Origin of the sequence: Planomonospora corallina (genome assembly GCF_042650625.1) — a bacterium.
GTDB lineage: Bacteria > Actinomycetota > Actinomycetes > Streptosporangiales > Streptosporangiaceae > Planomonospora_B > Planomonospora_B corallina.
The window spans coordinates 89,035-114,533 of the sequence record NZ_JBHSBM010000010.1; the positions used below are offsets into that span (position 1 = coordinate 89,035).

The 25,499-nt window shown below is 73.3% G+C and carries 26 protein-coding genes; 11 read left to right on the forward strand and 15 right to left on the reverse strand.

What is annotated here, in order from left to right:
* The first annotated feature begins 140 nt into the window (after positions 1–140).
* The 4 genes from ACFOWE_RS03985 to ACFOWE_RS04000 are packed head-to-tail and all read left to right on the forward strand — an operon-like array spanning position 141 to position 3,921.
* On the forward strand, positions 141–1,202 hold the full coding sequence (locus ACFOWE_RS03985) for an ATP-binding cassette domain-containing protein (RefSeq protein WP_377285425.1): 1,062 nt from the start codon (positions 141–143) through the stop codon (positions 1,200–1,202).
* Positions 1,203–1,240: 38 nt separating this feature from the next.
* Positions 1,241–2,038: an ABC transporter permease gene (locus ACFOWE_RS03990; protein WP_377285426.1), complete on the forward strand. Its 798-nt coding sequence runs from the start codon at positions 1,241–1,243 to the stop codon at positions 2,036–2,038.
* Positions 2,039–2,050: 12 nt separating this feature from the next.
* Complete coding sequence (locus ACFOWE_RS03995; protein WP_377285427.1) at positions 2,051–3,331, forward strand: sensor histidine kinase; 1,281 nt, start codon at positions 2,051–2,053, stop codon at positions 3,329–3,331.
* Entirely contained in the window at positions 3,328–3,921 is a 594-nt protein-coding gene (locus tag ACFOWE_RS04000; protein ID WP_377285428.1) for a response regulator, read from the forward strand. Before ACFOWE_RS03995 ends, ACFOWE_RS04000 begins: the two co-directional genes overlap by 4 nt.
* A gap of 21 nt (positions 3,922–3,942) precedes the next feature.
* Here the strand turns inward: ACFOWE_RS04000 and ACFOWE_RS04005 are convergent, their stop codons facing one another.
* The 11 genes from ACFOWE_RS04005 to ACFOWE_RS04055 form a co-directional block, all read right to left on the reverse strand.
* Positions 3,943–4,530: a TetR/AcrR family transcriptional regulator gene (locus tag ACFOWE_RS04005; protein WP_377285429.1), complete on the reverse strand. Its 588-nt coding sequence runs from the start codon at positions 4,528–4,530 to the stop codon at positions 3,943–3,945.
* A gap of 146 nt (positions 4,531–4,676) precedes the next feature.
* Positions 4,677–6,161: an aldehyde dehydrogenase family protein gene (locus ACFOWE_RS04010; protein WP_377285430.1), complete on the reverse strand. Its 1,485-nt coding sequence runs from the start codon at positions 6,159–6,161 to the stop codon at positions 4,677–4,679.
* Between the two features lie 166 nt (positions 6,162–6,327).
* The gene (locus ACFOWE_RS04015) at positions 6,328–6,951 is read right to left on the reverse strand and encodes a response regulator (RefSeq protein WP_377285432.1); all 624 of its coding nucleotides are present in this window, start codon (positions 6,949–6,951) and stop codon (positions 6,328–6,330) included.
* Positions 6,952–6,955: 4 nt separating this feature from the next.
* Positions 6,956–8,281, reverse strand: a complete 1,326-nt coding sequence (locus ACFOWE_RS04020; protein ID WP_377285433.1) for a sensor histidine kinase — start codon at positions 8,279–8,281, stop codon at positions 6,956–6,958.
* Positions 8,278–9,138 (reverse strand): ABC transporter permease, encoded by an 861-nt coding sequence (locus tag ACFOWE_RS04025; protein WP_377285435.1) that lies wholly within the window; start codon positions 9,136–9,138, stop codon positions 8,278–8,280. The genes ACFOWE_RS04020 and ACFOWE_RS04025 overlap by 4 nt, the downstream gene beginning before the upstream one ends.
* Before the next feature lie 73 nt (positions 9,139–9,211).
* Complete coding sequence (locus ACFOWE_RS04030) at positions 9,212–10,039, reverse strand: ABC transporter ATP-binding protein (RefSeq protein ID WP_377285437.1); 828 nt, start codon at positions 10,037–10,039, stop codon at positions 9,212–9,214.
* 79 nt (positions 10,040–10,118) lie between these two features.
* Positions 10,119–10,781, reverse strand: coding sequence for an endonuclease NucS (gene nucS / locus ACFOWE_RS04035; RefSeq protein ID WP_377285438.1), 663 nt, complete (start codon positions 10,779–10,781; stop codon positions 10,119–10,121).
* A gap of 249 nt (positions 10,782–11,030) precedes the next feature.
* Complete coding sequence (locus ACFOWE_RS04040) at positions 11,031–12,242, reverse strand: ABC transporter permease (protein ID WP_377285439.1); 1,212 nt, start codon at positions 12,240–12,242, stop codon at positions 11,031–11,033.
* Positions 12,239–13,117 (reverse strand): ABC transporter ATP-binding protein, encoded by an 879-nt coding sequence (locus tag ACFOWE_RS04045; RefSeq protein ID WP_377285440.1) that lies wholly within the window; start codon positions 13,115–13,117, stop codon positions 12,239–12,241. Before ACFOWE_RS04045 ends, ACFOWE_RS04040 begins: the two co-directional genes overlap by 4 nt.
* Positions 13,114–13,422, reverse strand: a complete 309-nt coding sequence (locus tag ACFOWE_RS04050) for a winged helix-turn-helix domain-containing protein (RefSeq protein ID WP_377285441.1) — start codon at positions 13,420–13,422, stop codon at positions 13,114–13,116. The genes ACFOWE_RS04045 and ACFOWE_RS04050 overlap by 4 nt, the downstream gene beginning before the upstream one ends.
* A complete protein-coding gene (locus tag ACFOWE_RS04055) occupies positions 13,419–13,859 on the reverse strand; it encodes a hypothetical protein (protein WP_377285442.1) in 441 nt (146 codons plus the stop codon). The genes ACFOWE_RS04050 and ACFOWE_RS04055 overlap by 4 nt, the downstream gene beginning before the upstream one ends.
* 164 nt (positions 13,860–14,023) lie before the next feature.
* Between ACFOWE_RS04055 and ACFOWE_RS04060 the strand changes: the two genes are divergently transcribed.
* The 4 genes from ACFOWE_RS04060 (at position 14,024) to ACFOWE_RS04075 (ending at position 17,558) form a co-directional block, all read left to right on the forward strand.
* Complete coding sequence (locus tag ACFOWE_RS04060; protein ID WP_377285444.1) at positions 14,024–15,502, forward strand: 3-hydroxyacyl-CoA dehydrogenase family protein; 1,479 nt, start codon at positions 14,024–14,026, stop codon at positions 15,500–15,502.
* A gap of 20 nt (positions 15,503–15,522) precedes the next feature.
* Complete coding sequence (locus ACFOWE_RS04065) at positions 15,523–15,819, forward strand: ATP/GTP-binding protein (RefSeq protein WP_377285446.1); 297 nt, start codon at positions 15,523–15,525, stop codon at positions 15,817–15,819.
* 76 nt (positions 15,820–15,895) lie between these two features.
* Positions 15,896–16,609, forward strand: a complete 714-nt coding sequence (locus ACFOWE_RS04070; protein WP_377285447.1) for an alpha/beta hydrolase — start codon at positions 15,896–15,898, stop codon at positions 16,607–16,609.
* Positions 16,610–16,784: 175 nt separating this feature from the next.
* Positions 16,785–17,558: an alpha/beta fold hydrolase gene (locus tag ACFOWE_RS04075; RefSeq protein ID WP_377285449.1), complete on the forward strand. Its 774-nt coding sequence runs from the start codon at positions 16,785–16,787 to the stop codon at positions 17,556–17,558.
* A 202-nt stretch (positions 17,559–17,760) separates the two neighbouring features.
* On the opposite strand, the gene ACFOWE_RS04080 is transcribed toward ACFOWE_RS04075, so the two are convergent.
* Complete coding sequence (locus ACFOWE_RS04080; protein ID WP_377285451.1) at positions 17,761–19,050, reverse strand: DivIVA domain-containing protein; 1,290 nt, start codon at positions 19,048–19,050, stop codon at positions 17,761–17,763.
* A 203-nt stretch (positions 19,051–19,253) separates the two neighbouring features.
* The gene (gene mce, locus ACFOWE_RS04085; protein WP_377285452.1) at positions 19,254–19,691 is read right to left on the reverse strand and encodes a methylmalonyl-CoA epimerase; all 438 of its coding nucleotides are present in this window, start codon (positions 19,689–19,691) and stop codon (positions 19,254–19,256) included.
* 184 nt (positions 19,692–19,875) lie between these two features.
* On the opposite strand from mce, the gene ACFOWE_RS04090 reads away from it, so the two are divergent.
* Together ACFOWE_RS04090 and meaB are read left to right on the forward strand one after the other, a co-directional pair.
* A complete protein-coding gene (locus ACFOWE_RS04090; RefSeq protein WP_377285453.1) occupies positions 19,876–21,063 on the forward strand; it encodes an acetyl-CoA C-acetyltransferase in 1,188 nt (395 codons plus the stop codon).
* Between the two features lie 83 nt (positions 21,064–21,146).
* Positions 21,147–22,094 carry a methylmalonyl Co-A mutase-associated GTPase MeaB gene (meaB, locus tag ACFOWE_RS04095; RefSeq protein ID WP_377285455.1) on the forward strand — a complete coding sequence of 316 codons (948 nt, stop codon included), beginning with the start codon at positions 21,147–21,149 and terminating at the stop codon, positions 22,092–22,094.
* 103 nt (positions 22,095–22,197) lie between these two features.
* On the opposite strand, the gene ACFOWE_RS04100 is transcribed toward meaB, so the two are convergent.
* Both ACFOWE_RS04100 and ACFOWE_RS04105 read right to left on the reverse strand, forming a co-directional pair.
* Positions 22,198–22,875 carry a DUF4230 domain-containing protein gene (locus ACFOWE_RS04100; protein ID WP_377285457.1) on the reverse strand — a complete coding sequence of 226 codons (678 nt, stop codon included), beginning with the start codon at positions 22,873–22,875 and terminating at the stop codon, positions 22,198–22,200.
* Positions 22,876–22,930: 55 nt separating this feature from the next.
* A complete protein-coding gene (locus tag ACFOWE_RS04105) occupies positions 22,931–24,541 on the reverse strand; it encodes a hypothetical protein (RefSeq protein WP_377285459.1) in 1,611 nt (536 codons plus the stop codon).
* Positions 24,542–24,933: 392 nt separating this feature from the next.
* On the opposite strand from ACFOWE_RS04105, the gene ACFOWE_RS04110 reads away from it, so the two are divergent.
* Entirely contained in the window at positions 24,934–25,452 is a 519-nt protein-coding gene (locus ACFOWE_RS04110) for a MarR family winged helix-turn-helix transcriptional regulator (RefSeq protein ID WP_377285461.1), read from the forward strand.
* The last annotated feature ends 47 nt before the right edge of the window (positions 25,453–25,499 follow it).

Consider the following 25,499-nt stretch of genomic DNA (forward strand, 5'->3'; position numbering starts at 1 on the left):
GTCCCTGACGCGGGTCCGGCGCCGTGCGGGTGCACCGCGCCGGACATGACATCTGTCATACGGATCTTCCGCAAGATCCATATCCTTGCGGTGATATCAACGACTACCTGGGCGGAAGCCGGTAGACGAAGCTTTTCTCCATGAGCACACCACAGCTTGCGGACGCGACCGGGACCGCCCCCGCCGCTCTCGACGACGTGATCGAGGTCGACGGGCTGCGGCAGAAGTACGGCGACTTCGAGGCCGTGCGCGGGATCTCCTTCACCGTCCCCCGGGGCGAGGTCTTCGCCCTGCTCGGCACCAACGGGGCCGGGAAGACCACCACGATGGAGGTCCTGGAGGGCTACACCCCCGCGACCGCGGGCACCGTGCGGGTCCTCGGCCTCGACCCGGTGAAGCAGCAGCGCGAGCTCCGTCCCCGGGTGGGCATCATGCTCCAGGAGGGCGGCTTCCTCGGCGACCTGACCGTGGCCGAGACCGTGGACCTGTGGAAGGGCCTGAGCGAGGACGCCGGGCGCCCGGTCACCCTGTCCGGCAGCACCGAGCTGCCGGGGCGGATGACCTTCACGGGCATGATCCGCAGGGTCGACCGGGTCACCATGGGCGCGCTGGAGCTGGTGGACCTGGCCGACAAGGCGCGGGTCAAGGTCAAGCAGCTCTCCGGCGGCCAGAAGCGCCGGCTCGACCTCGCGCTCGCGGTGCTCTCCGCGCCCGAGGTGCTCTTCCTGGACGAGCCGACCACCGGCATGGACCCGGAGGCCCGCCGTACGACGTGGAAGGTGATCGAGGACCTGCGGGACGCGGGCACCTCCGTGCTGCTCACCACGCACTACCTGGAGGAGGCCGAGCGCCTGGCCAGCCGGCTGGCCATCATGCACCAGGGCCGGATCCACACCCACGGCACGGTCGAGGAGGTGGTCGCCACCTCCGGAGACCGCATCTCCTTCCGGCTGCCCGGCACCTCGTGGACCTTCGGCGACCTGCCCGCGCTGGACGGCGTCACCCCGGTGCTGACCTACAACGGCACCGGCACCGAGGCCGCCTACACGCTGACCGGCGCCGACACCGAGACCCGCGCGCACGCCGCGCTCCGCCCGCTGCTGGCCTGGGCCGACGGGCGCGGCCTGACCCTGGGGCGGCTGGCCGTACGCCGGGGGACCCTGGAGGACGTCTTCATGCGAGTGGTGGGAGAGCAGCGATGAGCGCGGTCCGGACGGTGACGAGGAGCAGTGGAGCGACCATGAAGACCGATGTCCTGCACGCCGTACGGCTGGCGCGCGTCGACGTGACCCTGGTGGGCAGGAACACCACCGCGCTGTTCAACGTGCTGCTGCTGCCGCTCCTGCTGGCCTGGATGTTCACCATGATGCAGGGCGGCGCGGAGATCGACGGAGTGCCGGGCGGGGCGTTCGTGCTGACCGGCGTGCCCGGGCTGATGCTGACCTTCTCGGTCTTCATCAACCTGGTCAACTCCTTCACGGCCCGCCGTGAGGAACTGGTGCTCAAGCGGCTGCGCGGGGGCCAGCCGTCCGCCGCCGCGGTCATGGCGGGCAGCGCGCTCGGGGCCCTCGTCTTCTTCGTCCTCCAGGTCGTGCTGCTCGGCTTCTGGGTGCACCGGACCGAGGGGGTCCTCCCGGCCAACGTGCCGATGCTGGTGGTCGCCGCGCTCCTGGGCGTCGCGGTCTTCACCCTGCTCGCCGCGGCCTTCTCCGGCCTGACGCCGAACGCCGAGATGGCCCAGGTCAGCGTGCTGCCGCTGCTGATGGTCATGACGATCGGCGCGCCCGTCGCCTTCCCCGCCGACATCCTGCCCGGCCCGCTGGCCGTGGTCTCCAACCTGCTCCCGGTCACCCCGATCGTGGAGATGATGCGCAGCGGCTTCCTCGGGGCCGACCACTTCACCGGCAGCGGCGAGGCGCTGGGCATGGCCGGTCAGTGGGTCGCCGCGCTGCCCTCGATCGGCATCCTGCTCGGCTGGATCGCGGTCTCCGCCCTGCTCGCCAGGTGGCTGTTCCGGTGGGAGCCCCGGCACGGCTAACGTGGACCGGCCATGTCGACGAACACCTCGATGAACCCCTCGACGGACACCGGGAGCCCGGGGACGGAGCGCGTGCGGCGCCTCGTCCCCGCGGCCGTGTCCCGGTCCCTGTCCCTTCCCCTGTCCCGGCTGCCGCTGAGGCGGGAGAAGCGCCCGCAGGTCGAGCGGCTGCGCCGCTTGACCGTCTGGATGCTGACCGTGGGCCTCCTGATCGCCTGGAGCGGGGCGTTCGGCTGGATCGCGGGGGAGCGCCCGGGCCGGAACGCGTGGGCGATCCTCGGCCTGCTGGGCCTGCTCGTCTTCACCGTGCTCCAGGTGCGGATGATCAGAGCGGCCGTGGCGGGCGCCACCGCCCGCCGCGAGCTGGCCGCCTCGGGCGTGCTCGCGCTGCTCCTGCCGCTCGTCCCGGACGGGAACCTCCTGTCCTGGGGGCTGGCCCCCCCGTGCTGGGCGGCGGGCGCGGCGCTGCTGCTGAGCCGGTCCGGCACGTTCGCCGCCAGCCTCGGCGCGGTCGCGGCGGGGATCTTCCTCAGCTGGCCGGACAACATGGCCTCTCCCACCGGCTTCTCGGACGGGGAGGCGTTCGCCGCGGCGGTCGGAGGCTATCTGGGAGGCGGCCTGAGCCTGCCCTGGGCGAACCGCTTCCAGCTCTGGTTCTGGGAGGTGGTCAGGGCCGCGGAGGCCGGAAAGGCGGCCCAGGCGCAGCTGGCGGTGACCGAGGAGCGGCTCCGCTTCGCCCGCGACCTGCACGACCTGGTCGGGCACAGCCTCTCCGCGATCGCGGTCAAGAGCGAGGTGGCCGCCCGGCTCGCGGGAGCCGACGCCGGCCGCGCCGCCGCGGAGATGGACGAGGTGCGGCGCCTGGCCAGGGAGGCGCTGAAGGAGATCCGCACCGCGGTGCGGGGCTACCGGACGGTGGACCTGGAGGCCGAGCTGCGCAGCATGATCGCGGTGCTGGAGGCGGGCGGGATCCGCTGCACCCTGGTCGCGCCGCCGGACGGGCTGCCGGAGGAGAGCGCCACGCTGCTGGCCTGGGTGGCCCGTGAGGGCACCACCAACGTGCTGCGGCACAGCGCGGCGACGCGCTGCCGGATCTCCGTCACCGTGCGCGGCGGCACGGCGGTGCTGGAGATGGCCAACGACGGCGTGGCGAAGGTGGACAACCGGGGCGGCACGGGCCTGATCGGCCTGTCGGAACGGCTGGCCCCCGCCGGCGGCACGGTCACCGCCGGAGCCGACGGGCGGGGAGAGTTCAGACTGCGGGCCGAGGTCCCGCTGGAGGGAGTGCGATGATCCGGGTGCTGCTGGCCGACGACGAGCACCTGATCCGGGAGGCGATCGCCACCCTGCTCGGGCTGGAGCCGGACATCGAGGTGGTGGCCCAGGTGGCGCGGGGCGACCTGGTGGAGCCGGCCGTGCGGGAGCACCGGCCCGACGTGGTCGTGCTGGACATCGAGATGCCGGGGATGGACGGGCTGAGCGTGGCCGAGTCGCTGCCGGGGCACGCCGTGCTGATGCTGACCAGCTTCGGCCGGCCCGGCTACCTGCGGCGGGCGCTGGCCGCCGGGGTGCGCGGCTTCGTCCCCAAGGACGCCTCCTCCGCCGAACTGGCCGCCGCGATCCGCAAGGTCCACGCCGGCGGGCGCTACCTCGACCCGGAGATGGCCGCCTCGGCGATGATGGCGGGGGAGAGCCCGCTGACCGAGCGGGAGCGGGACGCGCTGGCCCTGGCCGCGAGGGGCGCCTCCGTCGGGGAGATCGCGGGCGCGCTCCACCTCAGCGAGGGCACCGTCCGCAACTACCTGTCCAGTGCGATCACCAAGCTGGGCGCCGCCAACCGGATCACGGCGATCCGGGCGGCCCAGGAGAAGGGCTGGATCTGACCGCCGGCCGTGCGCCGGCGGTCAGGCCGCCAGGGTCCTGCGGAAGATGTGCACGGCCGTGTCGATCAGGGGCTCGACCGGGAGCGGCTCGGCGGCCAGGGCCCACTCGATGAGCAGCTCCTGCATCGCGCCGAGCATGCCGAGCACGACCAGGCGCAGCTCGACCCCGGCCTGCTCCGCCATCGCGGACAGGCCCGGCTCCTCCTCCAGGATCCGGCAGAAGCCCGCCACGGCCTCCTGCCGGGAGACGGTCAGGCAGTCGCCCGCCCGCCGTACCTCCAAGTGCAGGATGCGGGCGCGGCGCCTGTCCGAGGTGACGAACCGGACGTACGTCGCGATGCCCGCCTCGATCCGGTCCTCCAGCGTCTCGGGGGCCTCCGCGACGGCCTGGGCGACCGTCTCCAGGGTCTCCCGCACGCACCGGCCGTACACCACCATCATCAGCTGGTCGCGGCTGTCGAAGCACTCGTAGAAGGCACGGTTGGAGATGCGGGCGACGGTGCAGAGCTTCTCGATCGTGGTGTCGGGGAAGCCGAGCTCGGCGTAGAGGGTGTAGGCGGCCGAGATCAGACGCTCCCGGCGCTCCTCCAGCCGCTCCTCCGCCGACATTCCCCTATAGGATCTACCGCTCGTGCAAGTCCTCGCTGCGGGTGAGGGCTTGACAAGTGTGCGCATTTCTACATCCACCTCATGATCTTTGCACCCGGGGTCCACTATTATGGGTGCAAGATCCTTTTTGTGGAAGAGTTGGGACGTTATCTCTTGCGGCGGCCGTGCAAGAAAGTCACAAGTCTGACCACTTGGTCAAGCTCCTTCTGGCCGCGGGCGAACGACGTGAGGTTCATCCCCGGCAGGGCGAAGCGCTGCCGGGAGATGCCCTTGGGCCGGGCGAACTCGCGCAGGCCGTCCGCCCCGTGGATCCGGCCGAAGCCGGAGTCGCCGAGCCCGCCGAAGGGCAGGGAGGGGACGGAGGCGAAGGAGATGACCGAGTTGATCGCGGTCATCCCGGTGCGCATCCGGCGGGCCAGCTCCACGGCCCGCCGCGCGTTCCCCGAGAAGATCGTCCCCGCCAGGCCGTACGCGCCGGCGTTGGCCTTCTCCAGGGCCTCCTCCGCGTCCGCGACGCGCTTGACCGTCACGGTCGGCCCGAAGGTCTCCTCGCGGACCGCGGGGGAGTCCTCCGGCACGTCCTCCACGATCACCGGGTCCACGTACGGCGCGCGCACCGACTCCGGCCCGCCCACCACGGCCCTGCCGCGCGCGACGGCGTCGGCGATGTGCCGCCGGATGACGTCGAGCTGCGCGGGCATGGTGATCGGGCCGTAGTCCTCGCCCGCCCGGATCGTGGCGGCCCGCTCGGTCAGCTCCCGCATGAACGCGTCGTAGACCGCGTCCACCACGTAGACCCGCTCCACCCCGACGCAGGTCTGCCCGGCGTTGGACATCGCCCCCCACAGCGCCGCGTCCGCCGCCGCGCGCACGTCCGCGTCGGCGTCCACGATCAGCGCGTCCTTGCCACCGCACTCGGCGACCATCGGCGTGAGGTTCGCCGCGCACGCCGTCATCACCCGCTTGGCGGTGGCCGTGGAACCGGTGAAGGCGATCTTCTTGACGCCAGGGTCGCCCGCGAGCGCGGCTCCCGTCTCCCCCAGACCGGTCACCGTGCGGAAGACCGGCTGCTCGGGCACGGACTCGGCGAACAGCTCGGCCAGCAGCACCCCCGTCCCCGGGGTGAGCTCGCTCGGCTTGAACACCACCGCGTTCCCCGCCGCCAGCGCGTAGGCGATGGAGCCCATCGGGGTGAAGACCGGGTAGTTCCACGGCCCGATGACCCCCACGACGCCCAGCGGCAGGTACTCCAGCGTGGCGGCGAGGTTGGCGCCGACCAGCCCCGGCCGGACCCGGCGCGGACCGAGGACCCGGCGGGCGTTGCGGGCCGCCCAGTCGATGTGGGTGACGGCCAGGATCACCTCCAGGGTGGCGTCGGCCTCCGGCTTGCCGGTCTCCCGGTGGACCACCTCGGCGATCCGGGAGAGGTTCTGCGTGACGACCGCCTTGTAGTCGAGCAGCCGGCGCCTGCGCTCGGCCCAGCCCAGCCCGGCCCACCACCGCGCGGCGTGCTCGGCCTCTGCCACGGCCGCGCGTACGGCCCGCGCGTCCTGGACGGGATGGGTCCCGACCACGGATCCGGTGGCGGGGTCGAGGGAGTCGAAGGTTCGCTGTCCGGTCGCCGTGGACATCACGGGCCTCCTCGCGTTTACGGCTGCGTGTGGGGCGGACGTCCGGCGGCGCGCCCGCCGTGCTCCCGCCCGGGGGCGTCCGGCCGTACGGGAGCGGTGCGCCCACGATAGACCGCGCCCGCCGCCGGGTAAACCATCACTTACTTCGGGGCGTGCCCCGGACCGCTCAGCCGGGCAGGAAGCCCCGGTCCAGGGCCGTGGTCACCGCGGCGGTGCGGTCGGAGACGCCGAGCTTGCCGAAGATCCGCAGCAGGTGCGTCTTGACGGTGGTCTCGCCGATGAACAGCTCCCGCCCGATCTCCGCGTTGGTCAGCCCCCGCGCCACGAGGGAGAGCACCTCGGTCTCCCGCCGGGAGAGGGCCTCGACGGCGGGCGCCCGCATCCGCGTCACCAGCTTTGTCGCCACGGACGGCGAGAGCACCGTCTCCCCGCGCGCGGCGGAGACGACCGCGGCCAGCAGGTCGGCCCGGGAGGTGTCCTTGAGCAGGTACCCGGCGGCCCCCGCCTCGACGGCGCGCACGATGTCCTGGTCCGTCTCGTAGGTGGTCAGCACGATCACCCGGCTCTCCGGGCGGTCGGCGAGGATGCGGGAGATCGCGCCCACCCCGTCCCCGCCCGGCATGCGCAGGTCCATCAGGATCACGTCCGGTGCCAGCTCCCGCGCCCGCACGACGGCCTCGTCCCCGGAGGCCGCCTCGCCCGCCACGGTGATCCGCGGGTCCGCCTCCAGCATCCCGCGCAGTCCCTCGCGGACCACCGGATGGTCATCGACGATCATCAGACGCAGCATGTGCTCACGCTCCATGGCCGGCTGTGGTGGCGGTCCCGGTGGCCTCGGTGGCCTCGGCGGTCCCGGTGGTCCCGGTGGTCCCGGTGGTCCCGGTGGTCCCGGTGGTCCCGGTGGTCCCGGTGGGGACGGTGACCGAGAGCACGGTCCCGGCCCCGGGAGCGCTGGCCAGGCCGAGGGCCCCGCCCACCTGTTCCACCCGGGCGCGCATGCCGCGCAGGCCGTACCCGCCGGCGGCCGCCGGGTCGAAGCCGCGCCCGTCGTCACGGACCTCCAGCGTCACCGCGCCCGGCCCGTAGACCGCCGAGACCTCCACCCGCCCGGCCCCCGCGTGCCTGCGCACGTTCGCCAGCGCCTCCTGCGCGGCGCGGATCAGTACCACCTCGGAGGGCGGAGGGAGCGGCCGGGGCGTTCCCCGGACGGCGCATGACGTCTCGACCCCCGTCTCCTCGCCCAGACGGGCGGCCAGCCGGCCGAGCGCCTCGTCCAGGGTGGAGCCCTGCAGGGGCGCCGGGCTCAGCGCGGCGACCAGCGCGCGGGACTCGGCCAGGTTCTCCCGCGCGGTCCGTACGGCCAGCGCCAGGTGCCGGGACGGGTCCGGCTGCGCCTCGGCGGCCTGCAGCAGCATGATGATGCTGGTGAAGCCCTGAGCCAGGGTGTCGTGGATCTCGCCCGCCAGGCGCTCCCGCTCGGCCAGGGCCCCGCGCTCGGCCGAGAGCCGGGCCACCTCGGCCCGCTGGGCCTCCAGCTCCGCGATGAGCGCCGCGCGCTCCTCGCTCTGCGCCATGATCCGCTCCATCCAGACGCCGAAGACGGCGGAGAAGAAGATCGTGATCAGGGTGACGGTGAGGAAGTTGAACGTGCCCGCCCAGTCGTCCTGGGACAGCAGGAAGCGGCAGGCGGGGCCGAGGTTGAACACGACGACCATGGCGACGGCGGGCCGGGACGGGAGCACCATGAACGCCTGCGGGCATAGTCCGAAGAGCGCGAACGTCAACGCCGGGGTGATGAGGACCGCCGGGGTGAACAGCGCCACCAGGAGCGCGAGGTAGACGAGCCCGCGCCGCCGGTCGTCGTTCATGATCGCCGAGCGGCCGAGCAGCAGGTACGCCAGGGGGATCGCGGCCATGAGGCCGGTGGCGAGGAGGATCTCCCAGGTGACCGGTCCCTCCAGCAGCAGGAGCCCGGCCGGGACGAGCGTCGAGGCGCAGAGCATCACCTCCCAGCCGAGCAGCGACTCCCAGGCGTGCGGGCCGGCCGGGTCGGCCGGCCGGCCCGGCCGCATCAGCGGAATGGGGATCCGCGCGGCCGGACCGTCCGACGGGACGCTCATCCGTCGCGCCGGCCCTTCCAGCGGAAGGTCGTCAGGCACAGCACCAGTCCTCCGATGACCCAGGCGCCCAGAATCAGGGCGACCCGGCCGAGTTCGTACGATCCGGTCGCCTCCAGTGTGGCACCGGCGTCACCCAGGAAGACCGAGCGGAAGCCCTGGCACATCCACTTGAGCGGGAAGAACGAGGCGATCCGGTCCAGCCAGTCGGGCAGATCGGCGGCCGGGATGAACACCCCGGAGATGAACTGCAGCACCACGAACGGCATCGAGATCACCGCGCCCGCGCTCTTGCCCGACCGGGGCAGGCTGCTGGCCGCGACGCCGAGCAGGGACGAGCCGACCACGCCGAGCACGAACACCCAGGAGAAGGTCAGCCAGTCGGAGAGCGCCGAGGGCAGCTCCAGGTCGAACATCGCCACCCCGATGGCCAGCAGGATCGCCACCTGGACGGCGGAGACGAGCAGGGTGTTGAGCGCCTTGCCGGCGAAGTAGGCGGCCGGCGGCATCGGCGTGCCCGCCAGCCGCTTCAGCGTGCCGTCGTCGCGGTCCATCGCGATACCGATGCCGAGGTTCTGGAAACCGGTCATGGTCGCGGAGCCGATCAGGCCGGCCACGTAGAGCTGGGAGACGCTCAGCCCGGTGCCCTCCAGCTCCTGCGAGAAGATCGATCCGAAGATCACCAGCAGGACGATCGGGAAGGAGAAGGTGAAGATCACCGCGTCCTTCTCCCGGAAGAACAGCCGGGTCTCGAACGCGGCCCGGGAGAGCCCGGTCCGGAGCGTGGAGGGCGGCCCGGCGGACGCGCGCGGGGGCGGGGGCGTGGACGGGGTGGTGGAACGGGTGGCGGTCTGGCTCATGGGAGTCGGTTCTCCGTCGTCTTCCAGAGGGGAGGCCTCCCCGCGGCCGCGGAGAGCGCCGGGGAGCAGGGGATCAGCCTTCGACGAGGCGGAGGTAGGTGTCCTCCAGGGACGGCCGGGTGACGGTCAGCTCCGGGACCTCACCGCCGAAGCGCTCACTCAGCTCCAGCACGGCCCTGGTGGGGGCGTCGGTCTCCACGGACCCGCCCGCCCAGCCGACCGTGGCCTCGGCGGTGGCCCGGCCGCCCAGGGTCGCGGGCTCTCCCTCGGCCACGATCCGGCCCTTGGCGATCACCGCCACCCGGTCGGCCAGCGCCTCGACCTCGTCCAGGTAGTGGGTGGTCAGCACGATCGTGGTGCCCTGGTGGGCCAGGCCCCGGATCAGGTCCCAGAACCGCCGCCGCGCCTCGGGGTCGAACCCGGTGGTCGGCTCGTCCAGGAAGAGCAGCTCGGGGCGGCCGATCACGCCGAGCGCCACGTCCACCCGGCGCCGCTGGCCGCCGGAGAGCTCCCGGATCCGCCTGCCGGCCTTCTCCGCCAGGCCGACCTGCTCGATCACCTCGTCGGGGTCGCGGGCGTCCGGGTAGAAGCCCGCGAAGTGCCGGACGGTCTCCCGCACGGTGGCCTCGGTCATGTCGCCGGCCGTCTGCAGCACCACGCCGATCCGGGAGCGCCAGGCGCGGGTCGGCCGGCCCGGGTCCGCCCCCAGGACGCTGACCTCACCCGAGTCCCGCCGCCGGTAGCCCTCCAGGATCTCCACCGTGGTGGACTTCCCGGCCCCGTTGGGGCCGAGGATCGCGAACACCTCGCCCGCGTGGATGTCGAGGTCGATGCCACCGACCGCCTGCACGTCGCCGTAGCGCTTGGTCAGGCCGCGCACCCGGACCGCTGTCGTCGTCATGCCCCAAGCGTCGTCCGGGCGGGGCCCGCGCGGTACCGACGGCCGGTGGAACCCCGTGTCCTCCGTTCGGTGGACACGGCTAGAACAGCGTGGGGTTCTCCGGCTCGATGCCGCGCAGCGCGCCGTAGTCGAGGGTCACGCAGTCGATGCCGCGGTCGGTGGCCAGCACGCGGGCCTGCGGCTTGATCTCCTGGGCGGCGAAGACGCCCCGGACCGGGGCCAGCAGCGGATCGCGGTTGAGCAGCTCCAGGTAGCGGGTGAGCTGCTCGACGCCGTCGATCTCACCCCGCCGCTTGATCTCCACGGCCACGGTGGCGCCGCCGCCGTCCCGGCAGAGGATGTCCACCGGGCCGATCGCCGTCATGTACTCGCGGCGGATCAGCGTGTAGCCGGGGCCCAAGGTGGTGATGTGCTCGGCCAGCAGCTCCTGCAGGTGGGCCTCGACCCCGTCCTTGATCAGCCCGGGGTCCACGCCCAGCTCGTGGCTGGAGTCGTGGAGGATCTCCTCCATCGTGAGGACGAGCTTCTCGCCGGTCTTGCCGTGCGTGACGGTCCAGGTGCCGTCCTCCTCGCGGAGCCTGCACGGCGGGTTCATCCAGTTGAGCGGCTTGAACGCGCGGCCGTCGGAGTGGATCGAGACGCTGCCGTCCGCCTTGAGGAGGATGAGCCTGGACGCCATCGGGAGATGGGCGGTGAGCTTCCCCACGTAGTCCACGCTGCACCGCGCGATAACCAGCCGCATGACCGACAACCCTACCGGCCGGACGGGGGCGGCCGCCCCGCGAAGCCGGCGACCGCCGCCGCGGCACGGCCCGCCGTCCCGCGAAGCCGGCGATTGCCGCCGCGGAGCGGCCCGCCGCCGCGGACCGCTCCGCGGCGGCGGGCCGTACCCCTGCGCACGCGATGACGCGCGGTGGGCCTCACGCACGCGATGGTCCGGGGTGCGGCCGAGCCGGAACGCGGTCGCGTGCCGGCACGCGACCGCACGGCCTCAGCGCACGACCTCCGAGAACTTGACCCGCGCCCCCGTGCGGATGACCGCGCGCTCGTAGACGCGGGCGCCGACGGCGAGCATGCCCGCCGTCGCGGCGACCATCAGGGCCGTCGCCAGGCCGACCTCCCAGAGCGGCACCTCGCTGCCGGCCATGCGGACCGGCATGACCAGGGAGGAGAACGGCGGGACGAACGACATGACGCGGGCCACCGCGCTGCCGGGCTCCATGGTGGCGAAGAAGGCCACGAAGTAGGAGCCCATGAACAGCACCTGCATGGGGGTCAGGACGCTGCTCACCTCCTCCTGGCGGGAGACCAGGGAGCTCAGCGCCGCCGCCATCACCGAGAAGAAGGCGTAGCCGAGCAGGAACCAGAGCACGATGCCGAGCATCATGCCGGTCATGCCCGGCGGCAGGTCGACGGCGAAGCCGGACGCCGCGGCGGCGCCCACCCCGACCACGATGATCACGACCAGGTTGGCCAGGGCGAGCAGGCCGAGGCCCACGACCTTGCCGGCGAGCAGCTGCCAGGGGCGGATCGAGGTGAGCAGGATCTCGACGATCCGGCTGCCCTTCTCCTCGACCACGCCCATCGCGACGAACATGGCGGCCTGCATGAGCAGGAAGAAGAGCACGATGATCACGGCGGTCGCGATGCCCGTGCGCACGGCCGCGTAGCGGGTGTCGGCACCGACGGAGAGCTGCTCCAGCGGGTCCACCTGCATCGCCCCGGCGACCTTGGCGGGGTCCAGCCCCGCGGCGGTGAGCTGCTTCTGCGTCTGCGCAGTCCGGTGGGCGCTCTCCAGGATCACGCCCAGCTCCCGGTCCACCTCGCCGTCGGCCAGCACCTTCCGGTCACCCACCACGGCCGCGTCCATCTCGCCGTCGAGGAGCGCCTTGCGGGCGGCGGCCTCGTCGGCGAGCGGCTGGAGGGTGATCGCGGCGGCCTCGTCCTGCCCGGCCTCGGTCAGCGGTTTCACGGTGACCGCGGCGTCCCCGGGGGTCCCGTCCTGCGCCCCCCCGGTGAGGGCCGACCGCAGCGCGGGCGAGCCGACGACGCCGACGGTGTAGGAGTCGGGACCGTCGAACGCCTTGGGCAGGAAGGCGAGCGCGCCGACCAGCAGCGCGCTCAGCGCGAGCCCGATGAGGTATCCCTTCGTACGGCCGCGCGTGGCGATCTCCCGCCGCGCGACCAGCCACAGACCGCTCATGCCACTGCCTCCCGGAAGATGTCGGTGAGCGAGGGCCGCTCCCAGCCGAAGTGCTCGACCCTGCCCGCCGCCGCGGCGGCCCGCAGGACGTCCTGGCCGTCACCTGCGACGTCGGCCACGAGCACCTCGTCACCCTTCTCCGTGACGGTGCCGGGTAGCCCGGCCGCCCAGCCGGGGGCCGTGTCCCGGACGACCACCCTCAGCACGCCGCGCCCCTCCCGGGCCCGCAGCTCCTCCACCGTGCCGGTGGCCACCATGCGCCCGGCCGAGATGATGCCGACCGAGTCGCACAACCGCTCCACCAGGTCCAGCTGGTGGCTGGAGAACAACACCGGGACGCCGGCGCGGCACCGCTCGGCGAGCACCTCGACGAGCGCGTCGACGGCGATCGGGTCGAGGCCGGAGAACGGCTCGTCCAGGACCAGCGCCTCGGGCCCGTGCACCAGCGCGACGGCGAGCTGGACCCGCTGCTGGTTGCCCAGGGAGAGCGCGCCCACCTCGTCGCCGGCGCGCCCGGTCAGGGAGAGCCGCTCGAGCAGGTCAGCGGTGGCGCTGCGGGCGGCGGCCGCGGACAGGCCGTTGAGCCTGCCGAAGTACTCCACCTGCTCGGCGACCTTCATCTTCTGGTACAGCCCGCGCTCCTCCGGCATGTAGCCGAACCTCCGCCGGCCGGCGAAGGTCAGCGGCCCGCCGTTCCAGCACACCTGGCCGGAGTCGGCCTCCAGCACGCCCATCAGGATGCGCATCGTGGTGGTCTTGCCCGCGCCGTTGGCGCCCACGAAGCCGAACATCTCACCCGGCCGCACGGCGAAGGACACCCCGTCCAGGGCTCTCTTGTCGCCGTAGCGTTTCTGCAAACCGTCAATTTCGATCATGAGGGGGATCCTGTCATCAGTCTCTGGAGCACGGAAACGTAGTTCTGGAAGGCACGGCGCCCGGAGTCGGTGAGCGAGAGCCAGGTGCGCGGGCGCTTGCCCACGAAGGCCTTCTCCACCTCGACGTAGCCGGCCTCCTCCAGGGTGAGGACGTGCTTGGAGAGCAGGGAGTCGCTCACCTCGATCGTGTCGCGGAGAAAGCGGAACTCCACCTTCTCCGCGGCGGCCAGCGCGGCCACGATCGAGAGCCGGACCGGCGCGTGGATGACGTCGTCCAGCTCGTGGCGGGGGTGTGCGCCGCTCATCGCGGCGCCCTCAGGATCCGCCCTCCCGCGTAGAGCAGGGGGAGACCCGTGACCACCGCCAGCGCGACCGCCAGGGCGGTCCAGCCGCCGCCGGACTCTCCGGGCCGGAGGAAGACCGCGACCAGCAGCGTGGCCGTGGTCATGCCGAGATAGGCGAGATGCACGACGCCGCCGGCTCTGGTGGCCCAGGCGATCGCGCGGTCCCGCACGCCGAGCCTCCCGTGGTAGCGGGCGAACATCCCCACCAGGGCCCCCCACAGGATGGCCGCCGAGAGCTGGAGCCAGCGGGGGCCCAGCAGGATGGCCGTCCAGTAGACGATCGTCGCGCCCCCGGAGAGGAGGTAGACCAGCCCGGCCGTCCCCACGGACCGCCGCACCCGCCGGTCGACGGCGCCGATCCGCCGCAGCGCCTCCTCCGGAGTGAACTTCTCCTCCATAAGTCCTCCTTCGCTCACGTTCTCAAACGTTAGATGACACTCAACTATCGTTCAAGTACTTTCCGGTACCGGTTTTGGGGAGCGCGGGGCGTCTCTGGGAGACTTGGAGGAGGGAACCGCCGGCTCTCCGCCGGCACCGATCCGCGGACGCGATGGGAAGAGGGATGGCGGACACTTTCGAGACGGTCGGCGTGGTCGGCCTCGGCACGATGGGTGCGGGGATCGCCGAGGTGTTCGCACGTGCCGGGATCGCGGTCGTCGGCGTGGAGGCCGACCCCGCCGCGCTGGAACGCGGCCGGGGACACCTGGAGGGCTCCACGGGCAGGGCGCTGACACGCGGCAGGCTCACCGAGGCCGAGCGCGCCGAGATCCTCGGCCGGGTGACCCTCACCACCTCCCGGGACGACCTGGCCGGCTGCGACCTGGTCATCGAGGCCATCCCCGAGGTCATGGAGTACAAGCGGGCCCTCTTCGCCGACCTGGACCGGATCTGCAAGCCCTCCGCGGTGCTGGCCACCAACACCTCCTCGCTCTCGGTCACCGAGATCGCGGCCACCACGTCCCGGCCCGGCCGGGTGGTGGGCATGCACTTCTTCAACCCGGCGCCGGTCATGAGGCTGGTCGAGGTGGTCCGCACCGTGACCACCGAGGACGGGCTGGCCGACGACATCGCGGCCCTCGCGCGCCGGCTCGGCAAGACCCCCGTGACCGTCGGAGACCGCGCCGGGTTCGTGGTGAACCGGCTGCTCCTGCCGTACCTCAACCACGCGGTCGTCCTGCTGGAGCACGGCCTGGCCGACCGCGACGGCATCGACGCCGCGATGAGGCTCGGCGCGGGCTTCCCGATGGGCCCCCTCGCCCTGCTCGACCTGATCGGCCTCGACACCTCCTACGAGATCTGCGAGGCCCTGTTCCGGGAGAGCCGCGAGCGCCGCCACGCCCCGGCTCCGCTCCTGCACGAGCTCGTCGCCGCAGGGCTGCTCGGCCGCAAGTCCGGGCGCGGGTTCCACGGCGAGGAGGCGCCGCAGACGCCCTCGGCGGAGGAGAAGCCGTCGGTGAGCACCGTCGCGGTCGTCGGCGAGGAGGCCGAGGCCGGGGAGTTCGCCGACCGGCTGGTGTCCGCGGGCTTCAAGACCACCGGCGTCGAGGAGGCCGAACTGGTCGTCGCGCTCTCCCGCACCCCCGTGGTACGGCAGGCCGTACGGCTGCCGCACCCGGACCGCCTCGTCGGCCTGAACCTGGTCGGGGAGCAGGTCGCCGAGGTCGCCTCCACCGTGCTGACCTCGCCCGGCGCCGAGCAGGTCGCCACGGGCCTGGTGCGCATCCTCGGCCGGACCCCCGTGGTCTGCCGGGACCGGGCCGGGTTCGTGGTCGGCGCCCTCCTCTACCCCCACCTGAACGACGCCGTGCGGATGTACGAGTCGGGCTACGCCTCGGTGGAGGAGATCGACACGGCCATGCGGCTCGGCTGCGGCTACCCCGCCGGGCCGTTCGAGATGCTCGACCGGCTGGGCCTTCAGACCGTCCGGGACGGTCTGCGCGACCTCTACGACGAGTACCGCGACCCGGCCTTCGCCCCCGCGCCGCTGCTCGACCAGCTCGTCACCGCCGGAGTGCGGAGCATCCGCGACCTGCCGGCATGAGCCCGCGCAGATCACGGAGGATGGACCCGTTCGACCGGGGCGGGAACCGGGGCTCCACCCGGCCCGTCGGGCGCTCCGTGCCCGGCGTCGACCAGGTCGAGGAGTGGCCCGACGGCGACTGGCACGTGCGCCGGATCACCGGCCTCGGCGCGGGCAAGGTCTACCGGTGCCCCGGATGCGACCAGGAGATCGCCCCGGGACTGCCGCACCTGGTGAGCTGGCCCGCCTGGCGGGGCGGCGAGGACGAGCGCAGGCACTGGCACACCGCCTGCTGGCGCAACCGGAGCAGGCGCGGCCCCGGCCGGAGCCGCTACTGAGTCGCTGCTGAGCCGTTACTGAGGGCCGCCGGCGCCGGGCGCGTCCCGTCGCCGGCCGACCACGAGAAGGAGAAGGATGGAGATCCGGGCCTCTACGGTCCTGCCCGCGCGGCGCGAGCCGATCGAGCTGCACACCGGTGACGGGCTGACCCTCGTCGGGGAGCTGGCCCTCCCGCCGGAGCGCCCTCCGGCGGCCACACTGATCTGCCTGCACCCGCTGCCGACGCACGGCGGCATGATGGACAGCCACGTCCACAAGAAGGCCGCCAACCGGCTGCCCGCCCTCGCCGACCTGGCGGTGCTGCGCTTCAACACCCGCGGGACCACCTCAGAGCGGGGCACCTCCCAGGGGGCCTTCGACGGGGGCGAGGGAGAACGGTTCGACGTGGCGGCGGCCCTGGAGTACGCCGAGTTCCACGACCTGCCCCGGCCCTGGCTGGTCGGCTGGTCCTTCGGCACGGAGCTGGCGCTCCGGTGGGGCCACGACCCGCTCGTCCAGGGTGCGATCCTGCTCTCGCCGCCGCTGCACCGCGCCGGGGACGCCGACCTGGACGCGTGGGCGGAGTTCGGCCGCCCGCTGGTCGCGCTGGTGCCGGAGTTCGACGACTACCTCAGGCCGGAGCAGGCCCGGGAGCGCTTCGCCCGGGTCCCGCAGGCGGAGGTCGTCGGCGTGGACGGGGCCAAGCACCTGTGGGTCGGCGAGCCGTACGTGCGGATCGTGCTGAACGAGATCGTCCGCCGGGTGAACCCCGCGGCCCACCCCCTGCCCACCGAGGTCGCCGCCTCCTAGGCGAGCCCGCGGCTCCAGCGTCCGGCGCGGGGGCCGCGGAACGGCCGGGGGGACGGTCGCGGGAGGGCCGCGAGGGCGGGGAGGACGCCGGTCGTGAGAAGGGCCCGGGACGGGCAGGGGGGACGGTCTCGGGACGGGAGGTGCCAGATCCGCGCTCCCCGATTACGGTGGACAGGTGCGTCTACACACACGATCGGCCGGAGAGGGCACTCCTGTCGTCCTCCTCCACGCCTTCCCGATGTCGTCGGCGATGTGGCTCGCCCAGCGCGAGGGCCTCGCGGCCGAGTGCAAGGTGATCACGCCGGACCTGCGCGGGTTCGGGGGGTCGCCGCTCGGCGACGACGAGCCCTCGCTCGACGTGATGGCCGACGACGTGGCGCGGCTCCTCGACGAGGAGGGTGTCGAGCGCGCCGTCGTCGGCGGCCAGTCCATGGGCGGCTACGTCGCCATGGCGCTGTGCCGCCGTCACCCCGACCGGGTCCTGGGAGTGGTCCTCGCCGACACCAAGGCGACCGCCGACCCCGAGGCGGCCAGGGCCAACCGGGAGCGCATCGCCTCCGCGGTCCTCGACCGGGGCACCTCGGTCCTGGTCGAGGAGGTGCTGCCCGGACTCGTCGGGCCCACCACCAAGCAGCGCCGCGCGATGGTCCTCGGCCGGATCCGCGGCCTGGTCCAGGCGGCCCCGCCCGCCGCGGTCGCCTGGGCCCAGCGGGCCATGGCGGCCCGCCCCGACTCCTTCGACACCCTGCGCGGCCTCAAGGTCCCCGCCCTGGTGATCGTGGGGGAGGAAGACGAGCTCTCCCCGGTCTCCGACGCGGAGGCGATGGCCGAGGCGGTGCCGGACGGCCGGCTGGCCGTGATCGAGAAGGCCGGGCACCTGAGCGCGATCGAGCAGCCCGAGGCCTTCAACCGCGCCGTGACCGCCTTCCTGCGGGAGCGGATCCTGTAGGGGCGGCCGCCGGGATGCGGACGGCGGCCGGGGTGCGCGGAGCCGTACGGAGACCCGGCGGCCGGCCTGTTCCCGGCCGGCCCGCCCGCGGGTCAGGACGGCCCGCTTCCGGCCCCGTGACGAGCAGGAGAGCCCGGCGACCGTGCGGGTCGCCGGGCTCTTCCGTGGTAGCCGTCGTCAGCGCCTCAGGGCGCGGGTGGTCCTACTCCTGCCACCATTCCGCGTCGTCCTCGGCCTTCTCCTCCTTGGCGGGCGCGGCCGGGACCGGCCGGTCGGAGCTGCCGTTGGAGGGGGCGGCGATGGCCGGCTTCGGCGGGGCCGCGGTGACCGCGGGCTCCGGCTCGGTGGCGGGAAGCGGGGCGCCGCCGAGCAGCTGGCGGAGCTGCGCGAGGTGGCTGGTGATGCTGTCGCGCTGACGGGTCAGCTCGTCGACCTGGCGCTGGGCCACCGAGCGGCTCCGCTCGGCCTCGGTCTTGGCCTCGGACACGATCGTCTCGGCGCTGGTCTTGGCCTCGGAGACGATCTGGTCGGCGTTCTTGCGGGCGTTGGCCAGCAGCTGCTTGGCGTGGGTGTCGGCCTCACGGCGGGTCTGCTCGGCCTGCTGGGTGGCCTTGGTGGCCCGCTGCTCGGCGGTGGCCGCCCGCTGCTCGGCCTCGGCGACCAGCTTCTGGGTGGCGGCCTGCGCGGTGGCGTGGCGCTCGGCCTCCTGGCGCTCGGCCTCCTCGCGGCGGGCGGCGAGCTGGATCTCGAACTCGGCCTCGTCCTGGGCGCGCTTGGCCTCGGACTCCTCCAGGACCCGCTGGGCCTGGGCGCGCATCTCGTCGGCCTGACGCTTGGCCGTGGTGAGGATCTCGTCGCGCTCGCGCTTGGTGGAGGCGCGGAGCTGGGCCACCTCGCGCTCGGTGGTGGTGCGGAGCTTGGCGATCTCACGCTCGGCGTCGGCGCGCTTCTCGGCGACCTCGTGGTCGGCGGTGGCCCGGAGCTTGGCGACCTCGCGCTCGGTGGTGGAGGTCAGCTCGTCGGCCTCGCGGCGGGCGGTCGAGCGGATCTCCTCGGCCTCGCGCTCCGCGGTGCCGCGCATGTCGTCGGCCTCGCGGGTGGCCAGGGCGCGCTTCTCGGCGGCCTCGTTCTCCGCGGCGGCGCGCATGTCGGCCGCCTCGACCTTGGCGGCGGCCTTGATCTCGTTCGCCTCGGCCCGTGCGGCCTGGACGAGCTCGGTGGCCTGCTCCTCGGCGAGGCGGAGCAGCTGCTCGATCCGGGCGCCGAGACCGGAGTAGGTCGGGCGCTCCTGCTCCTGCAGCTGGCGCTGGGAGTCGGCCAGGTCCCGCTGCAGGCTCTGCAGCTGCTCGCGGGCCTGGCGCAACTCCCCGTCGAGCTGCTTCAGGTGGTCGTGGACCTGGTGCCGGTCATAGCCCCGGAGCACCACGTCGAATTCCCGGGCCGGGGCGTCTTCGAAGAAGTTGTTGAGCTGGGCGTCGATGTCGGACTGCATGGAGGCTCGATCCTGGGTTGTCGAGACGGCTACACGGGCCGGACGAGGGTTCGGACATCCGAGGCGGGAGCCGTGGCGGGATCCACGTCCGGTGGTACGCCAGCGTACTCCGCCACTGCCACCTTGGCTTCCTCCTCCGACTATCTGCGCGACTTGTTACGTATGAACCTTTTTTGTGTTCGAGATCCTCCGTACCGGAACGGTCAGGAGCGCTCGGGCCGCCGCGGCGGGGCCTGGACGAGCTCGGTGAGCATCCCGCCCACGTCCTTGGGGTGGAGGAAGGCGATGGAGGAGCCCATCGAGCCGTGCCGGGGCTGGGCGTCCAGCAGGCGGACCCCCCTGCCGCCGATCGTCTCGAGCGCCTCCTCCACGTCCGGCACGCCGAAGGCGACGTGGTGCACCCCCTCGCCGCGCTTGGCGAGGAACCTCCCCACCGGGGTGTCGGGGCCGAGCGGCTCCAGCAACTGGATGTAGGAGCCGCCGCCCTCGCCGTCGGCGATGTGCAGCATCGCCTCCTTGACACCCTGCTCCTCGTTGACCTCCCGGGCGACCACGGTCAGCTCGAAGGTCCGCTCGAAGAACGCGATCTTCTCCTCCAGGTCGTGGCAGGCGATTCCCACATGGTCGATGCGCATGAACATAGGGCCATCCTCCATGGCGGTCGTGAGCGTACTCATAGGTATCGTGGCAAACGCGCCGCGTCCTCAGCGAGGGCGCGCCGGTGAGCGGGACCGGGGCGACGAGGCCCCGGGCCCGAGTGAAGGGCACCGGCCGCCGTCCGGGCCGCGGTGCGCAGCGCTGCCATCGACACAGGGAGGCCCCTCCATGCCCGGTTCCGTCATCGTCGCCGGAGCTCGTACCCCCATCGGCCGGCTTCTCGGCTCGCTGTCCGGCCTGTCGGCCGCCGAGCTCGGCGGCATCGCCATCAAGGCCGCGCTGGAGCGGGCCGGCGTCGCCCCCGAGGCGGTGCAGTACGTGATCATGGGCCAGGTGCTCCAGGCGGGCGCGGGCCAGATCCCCTCCCGCCAGGCGGCGGTGAAGGCCGGGATCCCGATGACCGTGCCGTCGCTGACGATCAACAAGGTCTGCCTGTCCGGGATGGACGCGATCGCCCTCGCCGACCAGCTCATCCGGGCCGGCGAGTTCGACATCGTGGTGGCGGGCGGCATGGAGTCCATGTCCAACGCCCCGCACCTGCTGCCCGGCCTGCGCAGGGGCGTCAAGTACGGCGACGCCGGCATCGTGGACTCCATGGCCCACGACGGCCTCACCGACGCCTACGACCAGGTGTCCATGGGCGAGTCCACCGAGCGGCACAACGCCCGCCTGGGCCTGACCCGTGAGGAGCAGGACGCCTTCTCCGCCCGCTCCCACCAGCTCGCCGCCGCCGCGATCAAGAACGGCGTGTTCGACGACGAGATCGTCCCGGTCACGATCCCGCAGCGCAGGGGCGAGCCGGTGGTCTTCTCCGCCGACGAGGGCGTGCGCGGCGACACCACCGCCGAGACCCTGGCCAAGCTCCGCCCGGCGTTCGCCGAGGACGGCACGATCACCGCGGGCTCCGCCTCGCAGATCTCCGACGGCGCCTGCGCCGTCGTCGTGATGTCCAGGGCCAAGGCCGAGGAGCTGGGCCTGCCCTGGCTGGCCGAGATCGGCGCCCACGGCAACGTGGCCGGCCCGGACAACTCGCTGCAGTCGCAGCCCGCCAACGCGATCAAGCACGCCCTCGGCAAGCAGGGGCTGACCGTCGACGACCTCGACCTGCTGGAGATCAACGAGGCCTTCGCCCAGGTCGTCCTCCAGTCGGCCAAGGAGCTCGGCGTCTCCCTCGACAAGGTCAACGTCAACGGCGGCGGCATCGCCATCGGCCACCCGATCGGCGCCTCCGGCGCCCGCATCGTCCTGGCCCTCGCCCACGAGCTCAGGCGCCGCGGCGGCGGGCTCGGCGCGGCGGGCCTGTGCGGCGGCGGCGGCCAGGGCGACGCGCTGATCATCCGCGTCCCCTCCGCGTGACGCCCGTGACGCGGGGCCCGGTGCCGGGCCCCGCGCCGGGGTCCGCCATGTCCGAACGCGACGAGCCGGTGGATGGAGAGGCAATGGACCTGGACCTCCTGGTCGCGGGGGCCCGCCAGGGGCGGCCCCGGGCGGTGGCCCGGTTGATCAGCATGGTGGAGAACGGCTCGCCGCTGCTGAGGGAGATCTCCGCCGAGCTCGTGAAGCTCTGCGCCGAGCGGCCGGAGCGGGCCCGGGTCATCGGGCTCACGGGCTCACCCGGGGTGGGCAAGTCCACCTCCACCGCGATGCTGGTGCGGACGTTCCGCGAGCGCGGGGCGACGGTCGGGGTGCTGGCGGTGGACCCGTCCTCGCCGTTCACCGGCGGGGCGCTGCTGGGCGACCGGGTCCGGATGCAGGACCACGCCACCGACTCCGGCGTGTTCATCCGCTCCATGGCCAGCCGGGGACACCTGGGCGGCCTGGCCTGGGCGGCGCCGCAGGCGCTGCGCGTGCTGGAGGCGGCGGGGTGCGAGGTCATCCTCGTCGAGACCGTGGGCGTCGGCCAGGCGGAGGTCGACATCGCCTCCCTGGCCGACAGCACCATCGTCCTGCTCGCCCCGGGCATGGGCGACGGCGTCCAGGCGGCCAAGGCGGGCATCCTGGAGATCGCCGACGTGTTCGTGGTGAACAAGGCCGACCGCGACGGTGCCCAGGCGGTGGTCCGCGAGCTCCGCAACATGATCGCCCTGACCGAGCGCGACTGGCGCCCGCCGATCGTGCCGACGGTGGCCGCCCGGGGCGAGGGCGGCCAGGACGTGGCCGAGGCACTGGACAGGCACCTGGCGCACCTGCGGGAGTCGGGCGATCTGGAGCGCCGCCGCCGCGCCAGGGCGCGCGACGAGATCGAGACCATCGCCCTGGCCGCGCTCCGCTCCCGCTTCGCCCACCTCCACGGGGACAGCCGGCTGGACGCGCTCGCCGAGCGGGTCGTGGCCGCCGAGATCGACCCCTACGGGGCGGCCGACGAGCTCCTGGCCTCGCTCGCCTGACCCGGAGCCGGGCGTCCGGCGGGCGCGGCCGTCCGGCGCGTCCGTCCGGCGGGAGCCTCCGCCGGCCGGAGCCGGGCCGGGCTCCCGCCGGGGCCGGCCCGGCTCAGGGCTCGTCGGCGAACTTCACGGTGACCTTCTCGAAGCCGAGACCGGTCAGCATGCCCTGCAGCATCGCCCGGGTGTTCTGGTCGGCGCGCCTGCGCAGGTCGCTCGCGAGGGCGGCCTCGGCGATCTTCTTCTCGGCCAGCTGGTAGAGCTCCCGCTGGTCGGCGGGGGAGGCGGACAGGAAGTCCCCCATCCGGTCGAGGAGACCGCGCTGCTGGTCGTAGACGTAGGAGCGGGCGTTGTCGAGGTTGGGCTTCTCCAGCTGGGCGCGCGGAAGCCGTACGGTGACCGCGGTGCGGTCTGGGGAGACGGTGAGCGCGCCGGAGGACAGGCCCGAGAAGTCCACGTAGGCGTCGACGCCGCCCGCGCCGACGAAGAGGGTCCGGGTGCCCTTGATGGCGTCGGGCAGGAAGTCGGCGTCCTTCTCCAGGTCGACGATGACCTGGAAGTTCCCGGTGGCCGACTCGAAGCGGCTGAGGTCCTGGATGGACTGGAGCAGGACGGGCTGGCTGCGGTCGATCGCGGTCTCGCCGAACGGGTCCAGCCACGACCAGGCGAGCCGGGCCGCCACGGCCACGAGGGCCGCGACGACGAGGAGCCCGGCGGCCAGGCGCCAGCGGCGCCGCCGGGGCGCCGCGGGAGCGGCCTCGGGAAGCGGGTGCGGGGGAGCCTTCACAGCCGTCTTCTTCCCTTCGGAGCCGCTGTCTCACCCCGAACCTACGCCGATCCCGTCAGGGGCGCGCACCGTGGCCGGGCACCGCGCCGGGCGCGTGGCCGCGTTCCTGCCCGTGCTCCTGTCCCCGCTCCCGGTCGCGCGGGCCGCCGCCCGGGGACCCGTCCTCGCGGTCGCGCCGGCGCGACCGCTCGGAGGCGGTGGCCTCCGGGGCCGGCGACACGGCCGGGCGGGCGAACCGCACGTCGTCCGGGGCGTCCGGGGCGTCGGGGGCACCGGGGGCACCGGGGGCCTGGTGGAAGCGGTCCGCGCGGGGAGACCTCTCCGCCCGCCCGCCCGCGGCCCCGTCCCTGTCCCGGGGCCGGTCGGCCACCGTGCCGGGCGCTGTGCCGGGCGCTGTGCCGGGCGCTGCGTCCGGCGCCGCGCCCCCGGTGCCGTCCGCGGCCTGCTCCCGCCGCACCTCGGGCGACCTGCTCTGCCCGTCCAGGCTCGCCTGGGCGCCGAAGTGCGTGCTCCGCAGCCGGCAGCTGGCGAAGTCGGCGTAGTGGAGCCGGAGCCAGCCGCGCCGCTGGCTCTCGGTCAGGCCGGAGAACCACGCGGCGGCGTACTGGTGCTCGGGCAGCGGTCCCCCGGGCAGCGGCTCCCCGCGCAGCCAGGCGGTCACGATGTCGCGGTACCCGTCCGCCTGGGTGCCGTCGCACTCCTTGGCCAGGCTCTCCACGAACTCGTCGGCCGCGCGGTCGGCGAACCCGGCGGACAGGTCGTCGACGTGGACCGGGACCACGCCCGGCGGGAGGACGACGTTGTCGCGGCGGGGCCGCTGCTCGACCCGGGAGAACTCGCCGGGCGTCCCGGCCAGCCGGGAGGCGATCTTGACGAACGCCGCGCCGAGCTCGTCCAGCCCCGTGCGCATCCCCGGGTGCACGCAGACCATGATCGGCCACTCCTGGCAGCTGTAGACCACCCGCTGGACCGCGACCTGCCGCGGTTCGCTGAGCAGCCTGGCGACGCCGGTGCCTGCGGCCAGCACCGCGAGCAGCGCGGCGGCCAGCACGAGCGCCTGGCGGGTCACCACGGCGGCCCAGCCCAGCAGGAGCGCGGCGCTGACGCCCAGCAGCCAGAGCGTCTGGTCGGTGAAGGCCGTCGCGCTCAGCCCCTGGAAGAGGTCGTACGGCTCCCGCGTGGTGGGGGCGAGCCGGTCGGTCCAGGTGGACCCGCCGGCCAGCCAGCTGAACAGGCCGTAGCAGCCCAGCCCGGCGAGGGCCGGAGTGATCGTCCAGGGCAGCAGCCAGCCGGTCACCCAGCCGATGGTGACGTACAGCGCCAGCCCGGACACGCCCATGAGCAGACCGCTGGGCAGCAGCCGCCCCGCCTGCTCGCTGAGCATGATCTTGATGGCGAGGACCAGCACCGTGGCGGTGTAGGAGCCCATGACGACCACCAGGATCGCCAGCGGCGCGCGGACCGCCTGCCATGTCGTCAGCGCTCTGTCGCCCGTCGCGCGCCGTCGGCGCACCGCCACCCAGGCGGCGAACGCGGCGGCGACCGGTCCGGTGATCTTCAGGGAGCCGATGAGGGCGACGACGATGTTCTCCCAGGCGCTGACACCCGGAATGAGGACGCTCCACGCCGCGACTACGCCGAGCACGAGCAGGACGGCGACCGCCACCAACGCGCTCTGCTGGAGTTCCTCGCGTGAAACGCCCCTGTGCTCACGCACCGGCGGGCGCGGGCCGCGCCCGTGCCGCGTCCACCTGGCCGGAGGCCGGGCCGAGGCCCGGACCGGATCCGGCGTGGCGCGCGAACGCCTTCGAACCGTCGTTCATCAAGCACCCCCCGTGCGATGAATGTGCGGAGCCGTTCCCCCCGGCGTCCGGCCCGGCCCGCTTCCCCCGCGGCCCGGACGTAAGCCCCCATCGCCTTTTGGCGGCGGCCTCACCATTCGATGTGGGAACCATAACTGAGTGTGACGTTTGGCGTCCGGGTTCTTGGCGAAGCCGTCAATCTGATCACTCTATGTACATGGGCGAACCGGGACGAGGTCGCGCTACCGTAACCTTCGTGGCTACTGAGCAGCTGAACCTGCCGTTCGACCCCATCGAGCGCGCCGCGCGGACCTGGCGTGCCCGCTTCGGGCCGTCCTCGGCGATGGCCGCGGTCACCTCGATCATGAGAGCGCACCAGATCCTGCTGTCGCAACTGGACACGCTGCTCAAGCCGTATGACTTGACCTTTGCCCGGTACGAGGCGCTCGTTTTGCTGACCTTCAGCAAGACGGGGGCGCTGCCGCTGTCCAGGATCGGCGAACGGCTGATGGTGCACCCGACGAGCGTCACCAACACCGTGGACCGGCTGGAGCGGGCCGGGCTGGTCCGCCGGATGCGCAACCCGAGGGACGGGCGCGGGGTGCTGGCGGAGATCACCGACCGGGGCAGGGAGGTCGTGGCCCGGGCGACGGAGACGCTGATGGAGGCCGACTTCGCCATGGCGATGTACGGCGAGGCGGAACTGGAGGAGATGTTCGGCCTGCTCCGGACCCTCCGGGTGGCCGCCGGGGACTTCGGGGACCTCGACGGCTGAGCGCCGCCCGCCGGGCGGACGGCGCCGCTCTCCAGTCGATGGGCGGG